This window comes from Micromonospora sp. Utrum1 (genome assembly GCF_057197805.1).
On record NZ_CM170071.1, the window covers coordinates 3,698,533 to 3,717,116 of the forward strand.

Genomic DNA, 18,584 nt, shown 5'->3' on the forward strand with positions numbered 1-18,584 from the left:
GCTCAGCGCTCCACGTCGGCCAGGACGACCGCGGTGGTGTCGTCGGTGGTCTGCACCGTCACCAGCACCCGCCACACGCGGTCGCGATGGTCCGGCGGCGCGGCCCCGGCGGGGAACTCCGGATCGTCGTCGAACAGCACGCCGGTGACCTCGCGCACCCGCGGGTCCCCGGACAACGTCCGCAGCACCTCCAGCCGGATCAGCTCCTTGAGCATGGTGCGGTCGTGGTTGCCGCTGAAGGCCTCCCGGGCGTCCAGTCCGTACGTGGCGTTCACCCGGTCGGTCCCGTACGGGGTCAGCAGCCGCAGGGTCAGCGCCTGGGTCAGGTTCGCCAGCCCCTCGACGAGCTCGACGCCGGACCCGGTGAGCACCAGGTCGCCGTCCCGGAGCAGGAAGCTGGCGCCGAATCCGGCCTGCGGTACGACGGTCATGAGACCTCCAGCACGGTCTGGCCCGCGGAGTCGACCTGCCACAGCACCGGTCGTGGCGGGGTGGCGTTGGTCAGCCCTCTGGCGGTGTCGAGCAGCACCGGCTGGCCGCCCACGCTGAGGGTGGTGCTCAGCCCGGCGGTCACCGAGGTGACCTTGAGGCACGGCGTCTCACCCGCGTTGGTGTTGGTGTTGGTGCAGCCGGTCACAGTGGCGGCGAGCAGGTCGGCCTGGACCAGGACCGGGCTCCCGGCCGCGGTCAGCGCGGACGTGGACGCCTGCGCGACGACCGTGCCGCTGTGCGCACACTTGATCCTGGAATCGGTGGTCAGGACGGCCGGCATCAGGAGATCGCCACCTTCGCACCGTCGAGTTTCATCGACACCTGCCCGTTGGTCAGCGTCAGGGACTTCCGGTCGGTGGCGATGGTGACCTCCCCGTCCGCGTTGATCGTGATCCGGGTGCCGGAATGGTGTTCGATCACCACGGTGTCGTCGTCCGGCGGCTTGGGCCGGGTGCCGACGTCGGGCAGGCTCTTGCGGCCGACCGTGATGTGCAGCGCCCGGGCCTGGACCACCCGGTGCCCGGTGGCGTCGGTGAGGTCGTTGACCCCCTTGCCGGTGGGCAGCCCGTCGCCGTCGAGCTCGGTGGGCAACGCCAGCCAGTAGTCGCCGGGTTCGTTGGGCGGCGGCTTCAGCCGGGGCTCCTCCGACCAGATCCACCCGGTGGCAACCGCGTCGTTGACCAGGCCGCGGTTGTGCGCCAGCAGGGCGCGCATCTTCGGGTAGACCGGCGTCACCAGGCCGACCTGGTGGAACGCGAACGGCGAGGCGACCGGCTTGTTGTGCAGCTCGACGTCCGCGCCGACCGCGGTGGTGACGCTGGGCGCCACCTCGCCCGCCGGCGGGTTCTGGCCGTAGTGGAGGTCGGCCAGGTGGCGGCCGTCCTTGCCGGGCCGGTACGCGGTCACCTCGCCGACGTCGATCGCGGGGTGGTCCTCCCGGCTGCGGGTGACGACGTCCTGCCAGCGGTCCACCACACCCTGGACCCCGCCGAGCACCCGGACCCGGACCCCGGCCGCCACCGCGGTCAGCACCAGCGTGCAGGTGTAGCCGTTGGCGGCGCCGTACGCGTGCGTCACCCGGCTGATCCGCAGCGGACCCGGCGGCACGTCGTCCAGTCCGGACACCGTGACCACCTGACCGGGCCGCAGGCCCGGATGCCCCAGCACGGTGACCTCCAGGCCAGTCCGCACCGGCGGTTTCGCGTCGCCGGTGCGCCGGGCGCCCGGCGTCACGTCCTCCTTCTGCGCGTCCACCCGGGACACCAGGTTGAGGCCGGGATCGATACGCACGGGCGCCGGCGTGGCACCGACCGCGGCGCCCAGCCGCACCTCGCCGTCGCCCACCACCAGCGGGACGTCGGCTGCGTCGGCCAGCTCCTGCAGCGCGGTCAGCGTGGTGGCGGTGCAGACGCTGACGTCGCCCACCGAGCCGGGGATCGTGGACTGCCGGGCCAGGGTCACCTCGGCGGCCTGGACAAGGTCGCGGACCAGAGTGAGCCGGGGGAGGTTCTTCGGCCGGTCCAGCCGGGCCGGCTTCTTGAGCAGCTTGTAGCCGGCCTCCTCCTGGCCCTCGATCACCGTGCGGGAGACCCCGCCGGCGCCGATCCCGGTGGTCACCGCGATCACCCGGCCGGTCATGACCGGCCCGGCGCCGAACCGGGTGAGCGGCTCGTCGAAGTAACCGAGGCTGATCGTGGCGATCAGCCCGCCAGAGGGATAGCCGGCGCGCAGCTGGGCAACGAGGGCCGCCGGCAGGTCGGCGAGCGTGATGGCGAAGGTGTCCGCGGCGGCGCCCTCGCCCATCTGCACCGACACCTCGGCGTCGAGGGCCAGGCCGCCGGCGTACACGTCGTTGGTGACGGTCAGCGGCAGGCCGATCCCGGCGAACGAGGCGACCGCGCCGAGCAGGCCGCCACCGCCCCCGGCCGGGGCGATCCGGATCTTGTGCCAGAGCACGAAACTCATCGCAACGCCACCCCCGCGACCACCTCGGACCGGTACGCGCCGGCGCCGTGCAGGTTGCCGATCGCGATCCGCATGCTGCGCACCACCAGCGCCAGCTCCCCGACCGGATAGACCATGTTCGGGATGATCTTGCGGCGCAGCAGCACGGTGCCTCCGGTGACGTCGTCGCGGACCACGGTCAGGACCAGGTACGCCCCCGGGGCCGGCAGGGTGATCGCGGCGAACAGCCCGTCGGGGGTGGTCGCCTCCGGCAGGACCTCCTCGGCGATGTCCACCGCGAGCCCGAAGACGTAACTGCGGTTGCCGAATGCGAGCCGGAACGACTGCGGGAAGCCCTCGTCCGGGTTCACCGGCAACCGGAGGAAGGTAGGCGTGCTCATGGCCGGCCCTCGCTCCGCGGACCGGCGATCGATCGCCGTCGTGGTCCAGGACGTGGCCTCACCGCTGCGCTCATAAGACCTCCTGTTTCACATCGGCGGGCCGGGCGTACGGGGGACGGGATTCGGCGGCGGCGCCGAGCCGGCGGCCGCGGTCGCCACCGCCAGGGCGATGTCGGCCGCCTCGCCGATCAGCGCCGACAGGTTGGACCGCGGCACGTGCTGCAGGCTGATTGACACGTCGAGCGCGTCCCGCTTGCTGGTGCTGTGCGTGATGCGCAGATCGGTGATCTGCATGTCGAGGCTCACCGTCATGCCCGAGACGACCGGGATGCCGGCCACCGCGAGCGCCGGCGCCGCGGCGGCCACCAGCGCCCGGCTGGTCAGCGCCATGGCCTCCAGCGCCTTCTTGATCAGCAGCCGGTTCGGCCCGATCAGCACGGCCTCGACGGCGATCGTCTTCACCGTGGGCTGGGTGGCCTGCGACCACCGGCTGCCCATGATCCGTTCGATGCGGTACCCCTGGCTCATCGTCATGCTCTGCACGTGGACCAGGGGGACGGCGCCGACCAGGACCGGCCGGTTGCCTGTCATTGCCGGCTCGACATCTCTCGGTCCAGCTCGGCGAAGACGCGCTCGACCACCCGGTTCACCACCGCGTCGTCCACGTCACCGACGATCTCGACCTCGACGGGGAAGTAGTAGTTGACCACCGGCCCGGTTCCGGGCGCACCGGCCGGCTGCGGCAGGGGCAGGACGTCGTCTCCGGCCACCGCTCAGTCCTCCATGGTCACGGTCAGCGCCATGCACGAGAAGTTGGCCTGCGGCACGCCGTCTACGGTGATGTTGCTCGGCGAGCCCGAGGTGACCACGCACCGGGCGAACTTGATGGACTTGAAGGACCAGTCGGTGCCAACCTTCTCCGCCACGCTCACCGAGAACTCGGTGCCGTTGACGGCCAGTTCGGTCAGGTCGGCGACCGCCTCGGCGACCGCGGGCACGGTCATCGTGAAGGTGAACGTGAAGGGCTGCCGGACGTACCCCGTACCGTCGGCCTCCAGGCTGTGGATGACCGTGTGCGGCACGTTGAACGTGGTCTGCAGGTTGGAGATCGGCGTGATCGTCTTGTCGCCGAGCTTGACTTCCAGGCGCGTGTTCCAGTCGGCCATCGCCGCGTGCTCCTTACTCGAACTTCAACGTGATCGCGATGCGGTGCACGGCCCCGGCATAGTCGACCGCCGCCAGCACCTCGACCACCCGCTGGTTCTGGGCGTCGTTGATCTGCCCCAGCTCGGACGGCGTGAGGCTCGCCGGCGGCTTGTCCAGCAGCGCCAGGATGGGCACGGTGATGTCGTAGCCCTCGATGACCTCCTGGCGTACCTGGGAATCCAGGACCGCCTCCATCTGGGCGACCAGCGCCCGCAGCCCGGACCGGCTGATCCGCAGGTTGCCGATCGAGCGGATGAGCGTGGCCTTGAGCAGGAAGGACAGGTTGTCGACGGTCCGGGTGATGTCGACGTACTTCTTGCCGCCGGGGTTGCCGGTGTAGCCCTCGCCCAGATAGATGCCCTGCCCGGGGAAGAGCGGCGGGTCGACGAGCCAGTTCACCCCGGCGCCGGCGGGCCCGCTGGAGAACGTCTCCGAGCCGTTGATGGTCTGGATCTCCGCCGGGGTGAACGGCGCCGAGCTGACGTTCACCTGCTTCAGCAGCATCGAGATGTGCGGTTCGTAGCCCGCGATGGTCCCGGCCACCGCGGCGGCGACGTCCTCGGTCGACTTGTGGGCGACGTAGACCATGCGGTCGCTGGCCAGCGCGCCGCTGACGATGGTCGGGTCGGTGGCGCCGGCCACGAGCATCGCCACGCCGATGCGTTCGGCGCCGTCGGTGCCGGTGGTGGAGACGCTGACGACGTGGTCGGCGAGCTTCCGGATCGCGCCGGTGGCGGCGGCCGCGGCGGCGTTGAGCGGCGTGTTGGCCAGACACACGATCTGCACGTCGACGGTCTCCAGCGCGGTGAGCGCCGCGTCCCAGTTCGGCGTGGCCGAATCGACCCGGACCCCGGTCACCACGGTGGGGCCGGGGCTCTGGGCGAAGCACAGGGCAATGGCACGACCCAGATCGCCGGGCGCGCGCCGGCGCGCCTCGCTCGGGTTGGTGAACACCACGGGCGTGCCGACGGTCAGCAGGTCGGCCGGCGGGTTGGCGGCCGGCGGGGTGACCGCACCGACCACGGCGATGTTGCCGAACGCCCGTACCGCGGGCGCGAACAGATCGGCAACCGGATTGACGCGTATGTACCGGACGGGCATCGGCACGGTCCTCTCGTACTGTCCTCAGTGGAACTTGCGATGGAGCTTGCGCCGCAGCCGCTCCAGCTCGGCGTGCCGCTCCCGGTCGGCCATCGCCGCGTCGGCCTCCGCCGCGGCGGTGTCGTCCGCGTCGTCGTCGTCGGCGGCGGCCGGGCGGGTCCGGCCGGTGTCGCGCTTGCGCCGCGCCGGGGGCGGCGACTCGTCGGAGTCGGGCATCGTTCCTCCAGTGCTCACGGCGGATCGGCGACCAGGCTCAGCACCTGGCCGCGGGCGAACAGGGTGCGGACGGCGGCCGCGGTGACGGCACCGCGCAAGGCCGAGCCGTCCACCACGACGGCCACCGCGAGCGGCGCGACCGGCCGGCCCAGCAGGGCGTCCTTCGGGCCGGTGCGGGTCTGCCCGGCGATCGACCGTACGGTGACCGCGGAGCGCATCGCCGCGGTCAGCTCGAGGTCGGCGCGGATCAGCACGGCCAGGTCGGCCTCGATGTCGTGCGCGTTGGCCGGATCGGACGGATCGAACGGACCGGCCGCCCGGAACCGCACCTCGGTCCGCAGGTACTCGTACGCCTCGCGCAGGTCGTCGACCGTGCTCAGCCGGTGCCGGGCCAGGAACGCGTCGAGGTCGATGAAGCGGAACTGCGCCCGGAACTCGTCCAGCGTGGTGAAGTCGTCCAGGCCGCGGCTCAGCGCCGACTCGATCCCGCCCGGATCCACCTCGGTGACCGTGTGCACGACGATCCGGGCGAGCAGATCCACCCACACCGGGTCGGCGCCGTTCCGGGTGTCCACCACCACGTCGGTGGTCAGGTACGCGGGCTGGTTGCGGGTCCAGGATCCGCGGTGCCGCTGCACCGGGTGGAACGGCACCTGCGTCTCGACACCGGTCACGGTCAGCCCGGTGATCCGGTCGATCCGTACGTGGTCCAGGTCGTACACCGAGCCGAGCAGCATCGTGAGGTCGGCGACCGGGATCGCGGCGGGCGGGGCGATCAGCGCCTGCAACTGGGCCGGATCGGCCAGCTGCATCAGCGCTCGATCGACAAAACCCACCACGGCTGCCGCCCTTCCCCACGGCGCCGCGGCGCGGCGCCCGGGCTTCAGGATCGGGCCGGTCCGGCGCCTGCCACATACGTACTAGTGCGTATTTGACTTGAGTCGGACAGCAGGATCAGGCGCGAAGCAACCGGAGGCGTGGGGATCGCGCTCCTCCACGTTCGCCGCAGAGGGATCATGAAGCCAGACGAGGACGGACGCAAGGGCACGAGAGTGCTTGGAGTGCAGCCGTCCGTACAGCCAAGCCACCCGCCAGGCGTGGGCGACGAGCGACGGCAGCCGACAGGTCGAGCAGGTCAGCTGCGCTCACCGACTCCGACCGGCATCAGTCTTGATCTTTGCAAGACTGACCGCTTCCTGTCACCAACTCGGCTGGCTCGCCGTGGTCCGCCCGGACGGCAGCTTCACCGTCGACGTCCTGCCCGCCTCCCTGGTCGCCGCGCTGGGCATGTCCCTGGCGTTCATCCCGTCACTCGGCACGGCAATCTCCGTCGCCCGCACCGAGGAAGGCGGGCTCGCCTCCGGCATCGTCAACACCAGCTACCAGGTCGGCTCAGCGCTCGGCCTGGCCGCCATGACCGCGGTCGCCTCGTCCGCCGGCGCTGACCGGTCCGGCGACCTGGCCGCTCTGGCTGATGCCGGCTGTCGTTTGGGGTTCGGTGACGACAGTCAAAAGAATCTTGCGCATCGACGTGTGACTCTGGGTCCTGCCGCGCTGGTCTCGGTATGGATCCCGGAAGCTGAGACTCGAATCCCACCCGCAAGCCTCGGCTCGCCCGTGACAACGGCGACCGAGCTGGCCCGAGCCTCACCCGGCGCGAGCGTGCGCGGGCTACGGCTCAGGGCGAACCCGTGCCGCAGCCACACATCCAGTGGCAGGCCGTCACGGCGGGCGAGCGCCACCACGACTGCGACGGCGAACACGATGACCCCGACAACGATCCACGCCGCCGCCGGGAGCAGATGCCCGAACGTGCGGTACATGCCGTGGATGACATGCACCGCCCAGATCTCGGCTGTCAGCTCGGATGAACTCGCCGCCTGCCTGTCACAGCCTGACAAGACCGGTCAGCGACTCATGTTGCCGGGCGAGGTTGGCGCGGACCGGAAGCGCAGAAAGGGCCGCTCCAGGACTTCGCCCGAGACGGCCTGGCACAACACTGAGCCAGGGAACCGGCGCAGGGCACGAGCGCAGAGCCAGGTACCGCCGAAAGGCACCTCTCCGGCCAGGTCGGCCTACCTGTAGCAATCGGCAAGTTGACGCCCGCGGGATTCCATGGCCAGCCCGGGTCGCGAACCCTGGATGACGGAACCCGACTGCGGCTACAGCTCGGCTTCCGGATCTGCCGACAGTAGGGGCGTCGGTCGCGAGCCGAGGATCATGGGGTCCGATACGGCGAAGATTATTTGGCACTACGCCAGCCGTTCCCGCTGCGGGGCTTGACCCCTGATCCTGGACACGGGGTTTATGCGGCCGGGGCCAGCGTAGCTGGCGCTGGCCGGGTGTTCTTCTCATAGGTGATCGGTGGCTGCTGTCCGAGCCGGGAGTGGCGGCGGACGGTGTTGTAGCGGTGCAGCCAGCGGAACGCGGTCAGCCGTGCTTCGTGTTCGTCGGTGAAGGCGCGGCGGCCTTGCAGGGTCTCGCGTTTGAAGGTGGCGTTGAACGACTCCGCGGCGGCGTTGTCGGCGGAGCTGCCGACGGCGCTCATCGACTGCCGGACCCCGGCTGCGGTGCAGGCCTCGGCGAAGGCCCGAGAGGTGTATTGGGCTCCGTGGTCGGTGTGCATGAGCGCCCCGGCGAGGCTGCCGCGGGTGCGCTGGGCGGCGTGGAGGGCGTCGGTGACCAGGTCGGTGCGCATGTGGTCGGCGATCGCCCAGCCGGCGAGGCGCCGGGAGTGCAGGTCGATGACGGTGGCCAGGTAGAGGAACCCGCGGTCCCCGACCGGCAGGTAGGTGATGTCGCCGACGTAGCGCCGGTTCGGCGCGGGGGCGGTGAAGTCCCGGCCGATCAGGTCCGGGGCCTTCGCCGCGGCCGGGTCCGGCACCGTCGTACGAGTTCGTCTGCGTAGTCGTAGACCCTGCACGCCGAAGCGGCGCATCACCCGGGCGATCCGCTTACGGTTGACCGCCAGTCCGGCATCCCGGAGTTCGGCGGTGATCCGTGGTGCTTCGTAGGTGCCGTCGTGAGCGGCGTGCACCGCCCGGATCCGGCCCGCGAGAGCGACGTCCGCGGCATCACGGGCGGCCCGCGCTTCGGCGGCCGAGCGCCAGTAGTAGTAGCTCGAGCGGGACACCCCGATGATCTGACACAACCGCTTCACGCCGTAGCGCTGCTGGTGGTCGGCGACGAACTGGAAGCGGTTCACCAGCGCGCCTCCCCGGCGAAATACCGGGCCGCCTTCCGCAGGATGTCCCGTTCCTCCTCCAGCTCCCGGATCCGCCGTCGCAACGCGGCGTTCTCGTCCTCCACCGACCCGGCCGCCGGCGGCCCAGCCGGCCCGGCCGCTGCGCCCCGACGCTGATCATCGGCGCGGACCCAACTACGCAACGTCTCCCGATTGACCCCAAGATCGTCAGCGATCTGCGCGATCGTCGCCCCAGGCCGAGACCGGTACAACGCGACCGCGTCGGCCTTGAACTCGGCGGGGTAGTGCTTCATCACCATCTGTCAGGGACTCCTGATCTCCCCGGACCATCACGATCCAAGGTTCAAGTGTCCAGGACCAGGGGGCACCTCCCCTGCAATTCACCGGCTGTAAGCTGCCATCGTCTTCGCGGACGTCTGAAAACGTTACTCGTCAACTCGCAGCGGTAGGAGAGCTCTGGCAGATGACGCCGGGCAACGGTTGGCGCTGGTGGCTGAGCGTGGCCGGTGTTGGGTTGGGATCGTTGCCGCTGTGGCAAGGTACGCCGTTGCTCGCTGTCGTGGCGGCGATCTGTGGCCTGACCATAGTCGGTGGGTGGGCATGGGGTACTCGTGCTGGCCGTGCGACCGGCGTGGCGCTTGGTTCCGGTTGGATCGCCGCACTGATCATCACGTTCGCCGTCTCGCAATGGCCTCACCACCTGATTGGCGCACCGTGGCTTGACTGGTTCGTGGTGTGGTTGCTGATCGGCGGTGTGTGCCTGGCCGCGTTGGTCATCGACCGGTACGTGCACGCTCTCTCGGCTGGTCACCGGATCGAACAGACTCCGCTGGCCGTCCACGCGCGGTGGGTCGCCTCTGTGGCGCCACTCGCCGGCATGGTGCTTCTGTGCGGCTGCGGCCTCGGCCTGGTCCAAGCCGACGGCGATGGTTCACTGCGGGTCGCCGTCCGAGCCGATGAGGTCCTTCCGTTGCCGGCGTCGCTGCGCCTGGTATCAGCCGACAAATGCGCCGGTGGCGGCAGCAGCGGCAACTGCACGGCCGAGTTCGTGGTGACGGCCGCCGACGGTGCCGGCCGGGCAACGACTGTGACCCGGCTCGTCGAGCACCTTCGCGGCCGCGGTTGGCCACTCGAGCCAAGACGTGGCCTCTATACCGGCGACCGCGAGACCGGCGGGATCCTGAACTGGACACCGCACCATGCGTGGCTGTACGCCGACGCCGAGCCGGCATCCATCCTGCGATCGGCGCCACCGCCCGACGCGGTGGTCGTCTACCTCGACAACCTCTGACACAGCCGCGACCCTTGCGGTGCTCGCCAGCAGCGCACTACTCACGGCATTCGCTCATTGCCGCGATCAGGGCGCCGGCTCACCGGTCGCTGAACGACCGGATCTGCCGACGAGGGGATGCTTCGGGTTCATCCGGGCCATCGAGTACGAGACCATTGGGCGGTGCCTGGCAGCCACAACGGGGCTATCGATCGCTCGGGATCTTGTCGTACTAGTCTTCGCCGCATGGCCTTGCGACCGGACGAGTTCTATGACCACGCAGTCGCCGTCGCGGATGGCGAGCGCCGGCTCCCGTTGGCACGCATGACGGGATGGGAGATCAGTCCGTTCGAGCCGGACGGACTGCGCGTAGCGCCGTTGCGCCCGCCGGTACTCCCGGAGCCCGCGCGGCACGGCGAGGATCCGTCGGACTGCAACGCTTGCCGCGACCGGGACGAAGGGATCTGGTTCAACGATCACTGGCGGCTGGGCCGGATTCCGGGAGTGGGCGTCCCGCTGGTGCTCATGCTGTATCCGCGCGATCACTACGACATGGCGGATCTACCTGACGAACTGGCCGCCGAACTGGGGCTATTGAGCACTCGCATCGTCCGCCACATGCAGGCACTGCCGCACATCTCGCGGGCCCACGTCTACCGCATCGGAGATGGTGGCGCCCACCTGCACGTCTGGTTCTTCGCTCGGCCCGAAGGACAGGCCCAATTGTACGGGTCGTGGCTGGTCGTCTGGGACGACCTGCTACCGGAGTACCCAGCGGACGTCGCAGAAGCTGACGCTCAAATCGTGGCAGACGCGTTGGTCGCGTCCCACGGAGGCCACCGGTCGCCCACCAGCAAACCGGCAGCCTGACCGGCCTGATCCACGACCCGGATGTCACCGTCACGGCTGTTGCCACCGCCGCCGTGCGGATTTGTCAAGGTCAGGTATCCGGATCTCCCGTCGACCGGTCGCTACGGACCGTAACCGGGGTGCCCGGTGTCCCAAGGTGCTGTCGTGCCGATGAGCGGAAGTTGTCAGATGGGTTCTGAACCGCTTGCCGCGATCGATGCAGGCTCGCATCACGGCAGCTAGGGCAAGGCCCTTAGCATCGGCCCCATGATCGTGGACTTCGCGGATCGGCTCCTGCGCGACATGGCCCGCCTCGACCCCTGCGCAGCGGTCGTCGAGGCTGGCGAGCAGGATGTCGACGGGCTTACCGACTACGGCCCGGAGGGCCACCAGGCCCGCGCCGACCTCGTAGCTGCCCATTCCGACCCGACAGCCCGGGTGCCGCTCGTAGGATCGCAACCATGCTCGGGCAGCGGCCGTACCAGGCAGACAACCAACCCCGTACGCTGCGGTGACGCTGAGCCAAGCGGGCAGTCTGTGGGCGACTCTCGCGGTGACGCTGGTCCTGGGAGCCCTTCACCTGCTGGCGCCGTATATCCGGCGGACGCTGCCGGTGCCCACCCAGGCGGCGACCTCGCTCGGCGGCGGCATCGCCGCAGCGTACGTCTTCCTCTACCTCCTGCCACGCCTCGCCGAGGGCAACGAGGCGGTCGCCCACGTCCTGGAGGAAGAGGTCCGCGCCGGCCGGGTGCGCGGATTCATCCTGTTCCTCGTCGCGCTGATCGGCTTCTTCACGTTCTACGCCCTGGAACGCGCCACCCATCGGACGAAAGGGCACGAGCAGGAGCCCACCCGCCTGGTCTTCGCGTGTCAACTCGGCTTCTTCGCGCTCTACAGCGGCCTGATCACGTACACCTTGGCCACTAAGCTGGACGCGGGCCTCGCACCGGCGGCGCTGTTCGCCGTCGCCATGGGGCTGCACGTGCTGGCCACCGACGGCGTGCTGGCCGAGCACTTCCCGGTCAGCCTCACCACGCGGTGGCGCCTCGTTCTCGTCGCCGGCGCCGGTGCCGGCTGGTTGACCGCGGTCGTCGCCCAGCCCACCAGCGTGGTGATGAATCTGCTCACGGCGTTTCTCGGTGGCGGGATCCTGCTCAACGTCTTCGTCGACGAACTGGCACCCGAGCGGCACTCGAGCTTCGCCTGGTTCACCGTCGGGCTGGCCAGCTATTCAGCGCTCCTCGCGATCGCGACCTTCACCACGGAGCTGGGGGCCGCATGACGGCGAGGAGAACTCAGTTACCAGCACCGTTACGGGAAGTGGAGCCGGCCGCCGGCGTTCGAAGGAGGTGGCCGGCGGGCTCGTCTCGACCGCCGACGACTACCTCGCCTTCGCCTCGGCTCTGCTCGCCGGCGGCACCCACCACGGCGAGCGGGTGCTCTCGCGGCCCTCGGTGCTGCTGATGACCAGCGACCAAATGACCCCGGCGCAGAAGGCGGTCTCCGGGTTCTGGCCGGGGTACTTCGACTCCATGGGCTGGGGTTTCGGGATGTCGGTCCGCACCCGCCGCACGCACCTGGGCCCCTCGGTCGGGAGCTACGGTTGGCCCGGCTTCTACGGCACCGCCTGGTACAACGATCCCGCCGAGGACATGGCGACGAATCATGCAGCGGGCGCACGCGGGCGACCAGAGGCTGCCGAGGTCGCACGACTTCTGGACCGCTGTCTACCAGGCGATCGACGATTGACCGCGGGCGCCGGAGACCGCCAAGTCAGGCGGCGGTGTCCGCACGCGCCGCCCGGAGACCGTGAAGGTCTTGCCGTCGCACTGTTGGCAGATCATCTCCTTGACCCGAGTCACCGGGTAGCCGCCGGGCTGGTACTCGCGGAAGTAGTCGGCGAGGTCGGTGAAGTCGTCGCCGCGCCAGAATTTGCCGGTGGTGTCGATCGCCACCGGTGCAGCGTGCCGGATCTGGCTCCCGGTGTCGAGACCGATGTTAGCTATGCCGAGTTCGTGAGCAGTCGGTGAGCGTCTCTCCGATGTGGCGCTTCAGGCAGCGCATGATCTCGGTCTTGGTCTTACCCTCGCTAACCGGAGGGCGACGTAGTCCTGGTTGGTTGGTGGCAGCGCATGCGGACCAGGGTGATGCGCCACAGGGCGCTGTTGGCATCACGGTCGCCGCCGCGATGCAGCCGGCGGCGGTCGGTGCGTCCTGAGCTGGCGGGGATGGGGCCGACTCCGCAGAGTCGGGCAAAGGCGGCTTCAGACCGCAGCCGGTGAGGGTTGTCGCCGGCGGTGACGAGCTGGCCGGCGGTGTCGACGCCGACGCCGGGCAGGGCGACCACGTCCGGGGCTACGGCGGTGAACAGGCTGGTCAGGTGGCTGTCGAGGTCGTCTATCTCGGTCTGGAGCGCGAGCCAGCGGCGGCGAGGCTGCGCAGGGCGGTCTTGGTGGCGGTGGCAGAGCTGTGGTCTGTTCCAGCGGTGTGGCATGGTGCGCGGATGATCGACAGTCGTGGGGCGTTGGAGGCCGTGGTTCGGCATGCCGTGGACCTGGAGGACGACTACGAGGACGTGGCACCTGTCGTTACGGCGTTGGCGGCGTGCGGGGATACCAGTATGGTGCCGCATCTGCAGGAGGCGCTGGACCGGTTCCTTGATGAGGAGAACTTCTACGGCCGCGACCTGATCGCCGCCGTCCTGGCGGGCATTCACGGGGTGGCGGCACTGCCAGGGCTACTGCGCGCCTCGGCCCGTGACCTGGGCGACGACCAGGACAGCTTGCAGGCTGAGATTATCGAGCTGATGCACGCGGATCGGGCGGCCAGCCGGCGCGTGGCGCGTGAGTTCGCCACCGACGATACGCCCGAGCTTCGCCGCGTGGGGCTGTGGGCGCTTGGGTTCGTGGTCGAAGCGCAAGATGTGGAGCTGCTTGCTGCGGCCGCGGCCGACACGGATCCGAGGGTCAGGTCCCTGGCGATCGGCTCGATCCCTGACCCTGTCGGCGACGATTGGGCATTCGCCGTGCTCGCCGCGGCGTTGGGCGACCTGGATGAGCAGGTGCGGGTGTCGGCGGTGAGTAGGCTCGGCTATACCGGCCGGGCTGACGCGGTGGCACCGCTGGTTGCTCTCGCCGCCGACCGGTCCCCACGGGTACGCTCCATGGTCGCGTACGCACTCGGTCGACTCGGCAATGAAGCGGCGACGCCGGCTCTGCGGCAGCTGCTCGACGACCGGCATGTCCGCGAGCACGCCGTGGAAGCCCTTGGCTCGGTGGGCGGGCCGGCCGCGGTCGACGCGCTGCTGACGTTGGCTGCCAGCCAGGACCCGCAGATGCGGGTCCAGGCCGCCAAGGCGCTCCCGAAGGGGGTCGACTCGGATTCCCGCGTGGCCCCGCAGCTCGCGATGCTGGCGCGAGACGGGGAGGCCGCGGTACGGGCGGCTACGCTCAGCGGACTGGCCAGCACCAGCCCAGCCCACGGGAGTCAACTCCTGGTCGAGTTGACGGACGACCCGGACCCGCTGGTCCGCCAGCGGGTCGCGGTCGTGGCACGGCATCTCGCGCCCGAAGCTGCCCCGGGCATCCTCCGCCGGTATGCCAATGATCCCGACCAAGCTGTGCGTCGGCTCGCCGTCACCGAACTGAACCGGCTGGCCGAACCCCAGCGTGGTTGAGCGATCAGGCACCAGCCAGTGACCCGACAGCGAAGTCCGCGTGGCAGGACACCGGCCGCTGACGGGTCGAGCACCGCCTCGGTCCGCCGGGCCTCGGCGCTGATCGTGAATTCCAAGCGGCATGTCGTCGAGGTCGGTGACCACTCCGGCACATACACCGAGCCCGGTCCTTCCGGCACTGTTCGACAGTTCTAGCCAGCATCGCATGGGCGGTGGCCGCAGGATGCCGGTGCTGGCGGAGAGGCTGGCGCGCCGCCGGCCAGCGGTCACCGGAGGGCATGCCAGGAAACACGACGAATAGCTCTCACCTCCTCTTCTGTGATTTGCGGTGTGCGAGGCGGGCGCAGGAGATGCCGAATGCTCAATGTCCGACGGCAGCTCCTCACAGGCATGCCCTTCGATCGACATGATCGTCGGACACGGTTGCCGTCTACCCCTGATGAGGGGCCCCCGCCATGCCGAGTACGCCCGCCGCTGTCCGTTTCTCCCGACTCAGGCGTCGCGCTGCCGTGGTCGCCGTTGCCGCGCTCGAGGCGCGCTGGCTCGCCGACCTGCTCAGCCGCCTGGGAGCCCGCTTCGAGGTCACCGCCGACGGGATACTCACCCTGGCCGGCGACTGACCCGCGTAGCCCGCGCCACCCACCGATGCCGCGCGGCGTGTCCATGGGCGCACAACGTGTGCAGAAGCGCATCGGTCCGGCTGCTTGCGATCCAGAGCTGCGAGGTGGGCCCGGCACCGGTCAAGCTGGGCGGTATGTCGGGGAGGGTCCATATCGTCGGGGTTGGCGCATGTTGGGCCGGGTGGAGTTGTCCAAGTCTGCATGTCATGATCCGGCCGTCCTTGCCATCACGCCACCGCCCCGCCGAACATCTGGCAGACGCGACGCGGCCCTCGAAGACCCCGAACCGGTTCGCCAACGAGGCGGCCACCAGGGCGATACCCGACAGCGCCGAAACGACGCGGCTGTGCCGACCGAGCAACGCGCCCACCTGCCGGCCACGCCCTTACGCGGGTAGTGGCCAGCCGGGCGTGGCCAGTAGGGCGCCATTGTCGTCGACGAGCAGCGCCTCGTACCCGGGTAGCGTCGCGAGCCAGGTCACCGCGGCGGGCCCCTGCGCAGCCGCTGCGGTGGCGTACACGTCCACCCAGGTCAGAGACGGGCCGATGACGGTGACCGAGCGCAGGCCCCGGGCGGGGGCGCCGGTGTATGGATCCACGATGTGTGCTCCGCGGTGTGCGGTGCCTGAGGTGGCGAGGGCCTGGTCGACGATCTCGAGGGTGGTGAGGAGCTGATCGGGCTGTGCCGGATCCTCGACGCCCACGCGCCAGGATCCGCTTACCGTCATGTCCCCACCGGCGTTCAGGTAGAACTCGTACCCCTCCAGGTGCTCCGCGGCGCGTTCGACGGCCCAGCCCTTGACGAGGCCGGACGGGTCGAAGTGGGTGCCACCGCCGGGTTCGGGCAGGTACGCGTCGAAGTAGCCGTTCGTACGCTGGCGCGCCTGTTCGCACAGGTCGAGGACCGTGTCGACCAGCGGTTCGTGTACCGGCTCTCCCCGGTTCAGGGCGCTCAGCTGGCTGTCTGGGCGGTACAGACTGAAGACGGCGTCCATCGCGCGCAGTTCGGCGAAGGCCCCGGCGACGGCGTTCGCCGCCGCCGGGGAGTCGGCACCGGGACCGCGCACGTGCACGCTGACGGGCAGACCCATGATCTGCTCGACGAACGCCTGCCGGGTCACGGCTTGGCCTTGAAGTGAGCGCCGTCCAGCGCGGCCTGGAGCGACTTCGCGTAGCCGTCGCTGGTCAGCGTCGCACCGGACACCGCATCGATCTGCGCGCTCTGCGCGGCGAGCGCCTCCGTGCGCAGCTGCGGCACCGCGTGCTTGTTGATCTCGCGGGAGCGGCTGTTCGTGCTCGGCACCGTCACCGGCGTGATCTCGGTGATCCGGCCGCCGTTGATGCTGGCCCGCACCTGGACGTTCCCCCGCTTCGTCTGCACGACCGGGCCGTCGGCGACGGTGGTGGAACCGGACCGTGCGACGGTGCCCCGTGACGTCCCGGGCGTCGCCGCCGAGCCGAGGCCGGTCTCCGCGGCCGGCGCGTTCGCGCCACTAACAGTCTCGGCCAGAGGCGAGCTGTCGGATCCGGTCGACGTCTTGTAGCTGAAGAGAAGTACCACCACGGCGATCGTGGCGAGCAACCACAAAGTGATCTTACGCATGTCGTCCTCCTCGGGTCGGAGTGTGAGCCCATGAGGATGGGTGGCGATCTACCAGGTGAAGCGTTCAAGATGAATGCGCTTCTCGGGCACGCCTGCCTGTCGCGCCGCGCATACCACCGTCTGCATCCACTCGTCCGGTCCGCACATGAACACGTCGTGCTGCGCGATGTCCGGAACAAGCTCACTCAAGGCTTTCGCATCATCGCCGAATCCGGCCGGCAACCATGAGTTCTTGCGCCCGCGGGACCCCAACAGGTACTCCACACGCAGGCCACGGACGGCCGAGAGGCGGTCCAGTTCCTGGCGGAACACCAGGTCTTCCGCCGAGCGCGCCCGGTACAGCAGCGTCGCTTCGCCCGGCGCGTACGGTAACTCTTCCAACAAGGTCCGCAGCGGGGTTATTCCAATCCCGGACGCGATCATGGTGACCCGCGCAGCCGTACGACGGGCGGCGGTCAGCCGACCGTAAGGCCCCTCAATCAACACATGAGTTCCCGGCCGTAACTCAGACACCTTCTCGCTGCCCTCGCCGCGGGATCGCACCGTGATCCGCAACGTGTCGTCATGCGGCACAGCGGACAACGAGTACGGGTGGCCGCGACTCCAACCCGGGCCGTTGAGGAAGCGCCACTGGAAGAACTGCCCCGCGTGTGCCGGCAACTGGTCCAGGTGGCGTCCCCGCATGTAGATCGAATGAACGCCCGGTGCCTCTGCGACGATTGCGGCCACTGTGAGTCGGTGCCGCAGCGTCCGCCAGGCCGGTAGGCCGAGCCGGAAGGCGACAACCGCGCCGGCGCACGCGGCGTACGCGGTCCACCAGTACAGCGTCGCGGCCCGGGAGCTGGTGAAGTCGGCCCCGGTCCAGAGCTGATGTGGCAGCGCCAGGCCGACGCCGAGGTAGGCGTAAAGGTGCAGCAGGTGCCACGCCTCGTAGCGCAGCCGCCGCCGCGCGGCCCGCAGGGAGGTGAGCACGACCATCGTCAGGGCCACCGCCCCGGCGACCGCCAGCAGCACTCCCGGGAACGTGGTGACGAGGCTCCACGCCTCCGCTGTCACGGAAACCCCACCCGTCTCGGCGTACCCGACCGTGATCAGCACGATGTGCGCGAGCAGGAGGTTGAAGGAGACGAACCCGACGACGCGGTGCCAACGGGCGAGTCTGTCCTGCCCGTAGGTGCGCTCGATCCACGGCACGCGCGCCATCAGCAGCACCTGGATGAGCAGCAGGTCCGCCGCGACCAGCCCGGTCAACCGGCCCAGCGACGTCAGGCCCTCCGCCCAGCCACGAAGCTCCTGCACGCCGCCGCCCCGCACCCAGAGCGCGACGACGATCAGCAGGCTGACCGCGCCGACCGCCGCGATCACATCGGCCCACCACGACCACACGGGCACGGGCCTGGTCGCCGCGTCAGCCGACTGCGCCCTCCCAGTCACAAGACCCCCTCCCGCACCGCCTATTCGCCCATTAAGCGGTCGGTTTTCCCATCGCCATCTCCGGGACCCGCCGACCAGCGCGTGGTGCCATCGGAGATGACTGGGCCCGTTTGCGTCTATTCACTGACGAGTCAGGACGAAGCCGTCCCCGTGTGCGTCGCCGTCCTGCGGCGACGCAGGCCTACCGCATCCAGCCCGCGCCGTGCTCAACCAGCCGGGCTGCGACACAGACCAGCAGCACCGCCTCGACCGCCCACCAGTCCCGTACGGCGACGCCCAGGGGGTCTCCGCCGTGGCGACCGCATGGCCACCGCACAAGGTTGCCAGTGATCACGCCGGCGAAGAAAAGCACCGAGTCGGTTCAGGCAGAACACGTCGAGGGTCCCGGACGCGGCGGCCGGCCCCACCAGCAACCGGACCACCGCGCGCCTGGACAGGACAAAGTCGCCGCCCGGTCCTGTTACTCCCGGCCCCAGCCGTCGCTCGTACGACTGCCTCCTCGACCCAATCCGCTCACGACGGAGAACCGCTTCTTCCCGCATTCGCGCCGTTCATGTCAGCGGCGGAG

21 protein-coding genes and 1 pseudogene are annotated in these 18,584 nt (G+C 69.8%); 6 read left to right on the forward strand and 16 right to left on the reverse strand.

Translation table 11 applies throughout. From position 1 onward, the window contains the following. Positions 1 to 2: 2 nt before the first annotated feature. The 10 genes from AC0OLQ_RS17380 to AC0OLQ_RS17425 all read right to left on the reverse strand — a co-directional run bounded on the left by AC0OLQ_RS17380 (position 3) and on the right by AC0OLQ_RS17425 (position 6,172). Complete coding sequence (locus tag AC0OLQ_RS17380) at positions 3 to 431, reverse strand: hypothetical protein (protein WP_484532218.1); 429 nt, start codon at positions 429 to 431, stop codon at positions 3 to 5. Continuing rightward, positions 428 to 772: a hypothetical protein gene (locus tag AC0OLQ_RS17385; protein WP_484532219.1), complete on the reverse strand. Its 345-nt coding sequence runs from the start codon at positions 770 to 772 to the stop codon at positions 428 to 430. The genes AC0OLQ_RS17380 and AC0OLQ_RS17385 overlap by 4 nt, the downstream gene beginning before the upstream one ends. Next, positions 772 to 2,457: a hypothetical protein gene (locus AC0OLQ_RS17390; protein WP_484532220.1), complete on the reverse strand. Its 1,686-nt coding sequence runs from the start codon at positions 2,455 to 2,457 to the stop codon at positions 772 to 774. The genes AC0OLQ_RS17385 and AC0OLQ_RS17390 overlap by 1 nt, the downstream gene beginning before the upstream one ends. Then, entirely contained in the window at positions 2,454 to 2,837 is a 384-nt protein-coding gene (locus AC0OLQ_RS17395; protein WP_484532221.1) for a hypothetical protein, read from the reverse strand. Before AC0OLQ_RS17395 ends, AC0OLQ_RS17390 begins: the two co-directional genes overlap by 4 nt. An 87-nt stretch (positions 2,838 to 2,924) precedes the next feature. Further along, on the reverse strand, positions 2,925 to 3,428 hold the full coding sequence (locus AC0OLQ_RS17400; RefSeq protein WP_357333643.1) for a hypothetical protein: 504 nt from the start codon (positions 3,426 to 3,428) through the stop codon (positions 2,925 to 2,927). Further along, on the reverse strand, positions 3,425 to 3,607 hold the full coding sequence (locus tag AC0OLQ_RS17405; protein ID WP_484532222.1) for a hypothetical protein: 183 nt from the start codon (positions 3,605 to 3,607) through the stop codon (positions 3,425 to 3,427). The genes AC0OLQ_RS17400 and AC0OLQ_RS17405 overlap by 4 nt, the downstream gene beginning before the upstream one ends. 3 nt (positions 3,608 to 3,610) lie before the next feature. Then, positions 3,611 to 4,003, reverse strand: coding sequence for a hypothetical protein (locus AC0OLQ_RS17410; RefSeq protein ID WP_357333647.1), 393 nt, complete (start codon positions 4,001 to 4,003; stop codon positions 3,611 to 3,613). 13 nt (positions 4,004 to 4,016) lie between these two features. Then, complete coding sequence (locus AC0OLQ_RS17415) at positions 4,017 to 5,144, reverse strand: hypothetical protein (RefSeq protein WP_484532223.1); 1,128 nt, start codon at positions 5,142 to 5,144, stop codon at positions 4,017 to 4,019. 24 nt (positions 5,145 to 5,168) lie between these two features. Further along, a complete protein-coding gene (locus AC0OLQ_RS17420) occupies positions 5,169 to 5,360 on the reverse strand; it encodes a hypothetical protein (RefSeq protein ID WP_484532224.1) in 192 nt (63 codons plus the stop codon). 14 nt (positions 5,361 to 5,374) lie between these two features. Continuing rightward, positions 5,375 to 6,172, reverse strand: coding sequence for a hypothetical protein (locus AC0OLQ_RS17425; protein ID WP_484532225.1), 798 nt, complete (start codon positions 6,170 to 6,172; stop codon positions 5,375 to 5,377). 409 nt (positions 6,173 to 6,581) lie between these two features. Between AC0OLQ_RS17425 and AC0OLQ_RS17430 the strand changes: the two genes are divergently transcribed. Continuing rightward, on the forward strand, positions 6,582 to 7,445 hold the full coding sequence (locus tag AC0OLQ_RS17430) for a hypothetical protein (protein WP_484532226.1): 864 nt from the start codon (positions 6,582 to 6,584) through the stop codon (positions 7,443 to 7,445). Positions 7,446 to 7,665: 220 nt separating this feature from the next. Here the strand turns inward: AC0OLQ_RS17430 and AC0OLQ_RS17435 are convergent. Then, a protein-coding gene (locus tag AC0OLQ_RS17435; RefSeq protein ID WP_484532227.1) for an IS3 family transposase occupies positions 7,666 to 8,864 on the reverse strand; the annotation gives its coding sequence in 2 pieces (ribosomal slippage) (positions 7,666 to 8,573 and positions 8,573 to 8,864; 1,200 coding nt in all). A 164-nt stretch (positions 8,865 to 9,028) separates the two neighbouring features. Between AC0OLQ_RS17435 and AC0OLQ_RS17440 the strand changes: the two genes are divergently transcribed. The 4 genes and pseudogenes from AC0OLQ_RS17440 to AC0OLQ_RS17455 all read left to right on the forward strand — a co-directional run. Beyond that, positions 9,029 to 9,856 (forward strand): hypothetical protein, encoded by an 828-nt coding sequence (locus AC0OLQ_RS17440; RefSeq protein WP_484532228.1) that lies wholly within the window; start codon positions 9,029 to 9,031, stop codon positions 9,854 to 9,856. 225 nt (positions 9,857 to 10,081) lie between these two features. Then, positions 10,082 to 10,705, forward strand: coding sequence for an HIT family protein (locus AC0OLQ_RS17445; protein WP_484532229.1), 624 nt, complete (start codon positions 10,082 to 10,084; stop codon positions 10,703 to 10,705). A gap of 532 nt (positions 10,706 to 11,237) precedes the next feature. Beyond that, positions 11,238 to 11,966: a hypothetical protein gene (locus AC0OLQ_RS17450; RefSeq protein ID WP_484532230.1), complete on the forward strand. Its 729-nt coding sequence runs from the start codon at positions 11,238 to 11,240 to the stop codon at positions 11,964 to 11,966. Further along, a pseudogene (locus tag AC0OLQ_RS17455) lies at positions 11,914 to 12,285 on the forward strand (hypothetical protein); the annotation flags it as partial. The gene AC0OLQ_RS17450 and the pseudogene AC0OLQ_RS17455, both read left to right, overlap by 53 nt. Before the next feature lie 126 nt (positions 12,286 to 12,411). Here the strand turns inward: AC0OLQ_RS17455 and AC0OLQ_RS17460 are convergent. Together AC0OLQ_RS17460 and AC0OLQ_RS17465 are read right to left on the reverse strand one after the other, a co-directional pair. Then, a complete protein-coding gene (locus AC0OLQ_RS17460; RefSeq protein ID WP_484532542.1) occupies positions 12,412 to 12,639 on the reverse strand; it encodes a hypothetical protein in 228 nt (75 codons plus the stop codon). Between the two features lie 134 nt (positions 12,640 to 12,773). Continuing rightward, positions 12,774 to 13,031 (reverse strand): transposase, encoded by a 258-nt coding sequence (locus tag AC0OLQ_RS17465; RefSeq protein WP_484532231.1) that lies wholly within the window; start codon positions 13,029 to 13,031, stop codon positions 12,774 to 12,776. Between AC0OLQ_RS17465 and AC0OLQ_RS17470 the strand changes: the two genes are divergently transcribed. Continuing rightward, positions 12,963 to 14,360 carry a HEAT repeat domain-containing protein gene (locus AC0OLQ_RS17470; protein ID WP_484532232.1) on the forward strand — a complete coding sequence of 466 codons (1,398 nt, stop codon included), beginning with the start codon at positions 12,963 to 12,965 and terminating at the stop codon, positions 14,358 to 14,360. The genes AC0OLQ_RS17465 and AC0OLQ_RS17470 overlap by 69 nt on opposite strands. A 1,005-nt stretch (positions 14,361 to 15,365) precedes the next feature. Here AC0OLQ_RS17470 and AC0OLQ_RS17475 read toward each other — a convergent pair. The 3 genes from AC0OLQ_RS17475 to AC0OLQ_RS17485 are packed head-to-tail and all read right to left on the reverse strand — an operon-like array spanning position 15,366 to position 17,947. After that, positions 15,366 to 16,100, reverse strand: a complete 735-nt coding sequence (locus AC0OLQ_RS17475) for an FAD:protein FMN transferase (RefSeq protein WP_484532233.1) — start codon at positions 16,098 to 16,100, stop codon at positions 15,366 to 15,368. Next, positions 16,097 to 16,582 (reverse strand): FMN-binding protein, encoded by a 486-nt coding sequence (locus tag AC0OLQ_RS17480; RefSeq protein ID WP_357333763.1) that lies wholly within the window; start codon positions 16,580 to 16,582, stop codon positions 16,097 to 16,099. The genes AC0OLQ_RS17475 and AC0OLQ_RS17480 overlap by 4 nt, the downstream gene beginning before the upstream one ends. 48 nt (positions 16,583 to 16,630) lie before the next feature. Further along, complete coding sequence (locus AC0OLQ_RS17485; RefSeq protein ID WP_484532234.1) at positions 16,631 to 17,947, reverse strand: ferredoxin reductase family protein; 1,317 nt, start codon at positions 17,945 to 17,947, stop codon at positions 16,631 to 16,633. Positions 17,948 to 18,584: the final 637 nt, after the last annotated feature.

What these genes read in the sequence shown, in the direction of transcription:
- AC0OLQ_RS17385 (WP_484532219.1), bottom strand. Translation starts at nt 772, where the DNA reads ATGCCGGCCGTCCTGACCACCGATTCCAGGATCAAGTGTGCGCACAGC.
- AC0OLQ_RS17395 (WP_484532221.1), bottom strand. Translation starts at nt 2,837, where the DNA reads ATGAGCACGCCTACCTTCCTCCGGTTGCCGGTGAACCCGGACGAGGGC.
- AC0OLQ_RS17410 (WP_357333647.1), bottom strand. Translation starts at nt 4,003, where the DNA reads ATGGCCGACTGGAACACGCGCCTGGAAGTCAAGCTCGGCGACAAGACG.
- AC0OLQ_RS17480 (WP_357333763.1), bottom strand. Translation starts at nt 16,582, where the DNA reads ATGCGTAAGATCACTTTGTGGTTGCTCGCCACGATCGCCGTGGTGGTA.
- AC0OLQ_RS17390 (WP_484532220.1), bottom strand. Translation starts at nt 2,457, where the DNA reads ATGAGTTTCGTGCTCTGGCACAAGATCCGGATCGCCCCGGCCGGGGGC.
- AC0OLQ_RS17445 (WP_484532229.1), top strand. Translation starts at nt 10,082, where the DNA reads ATGGCCTTGCGACCGGACGAGTTCTATGACCACGCAGTCGCCGTCGCG.
- AC0OLQ_RS17420 (WP_484532224.1), bottom strand. Translation starts at nt 5,360, where the DNA reads ATGCCCGACTCCGACGAGTCGCCGCCCCCGGCGCGGCGCAAGCGCGAC.
- AC0OLQ_RS17380 (WP_484532218.1), bottom strand. Translation starts at nt 431, where the DNA reads ATGACCGTCGTACCGCAGGCCGGATTCGGCGCCAGCTTCCTGCTCCGG.
- AC0OLQ_RS17415 (WP_484532223.1), bottom strand. Translation starts at nt 5,144, where the DNA reads ATGCCCGTCCGGTACATACGCGTCAATCCGGTTGCCGATCTGTTCGCG.
- AC0OLQ_RS17400 (WP_357333643.1), bottom strand. Translation starts at nt 3,428, where the DNA reads ATGACAGGCAACCGGCCGGTCCTGGTCGGCGCCGTCCCCCTGGTCCAC.
- AC0OLQ_RS17440 (WP_484532228.1), top strand. Translation starts at nt 9,029, where the DNA reads ATGACGCCGGGCAACGGTTGGCGCTGGTGGCTGAGCGTGGCCGGTGTT.
- AC0OLQ_RS17425 (WP_484532225.1), bottom strand. Translation starts at nt 6,172, where the DNA reads ATGCAGCTGGCCGATCCGGCCCAGTTGCAGGCGCTGATCGCCCCGCCC.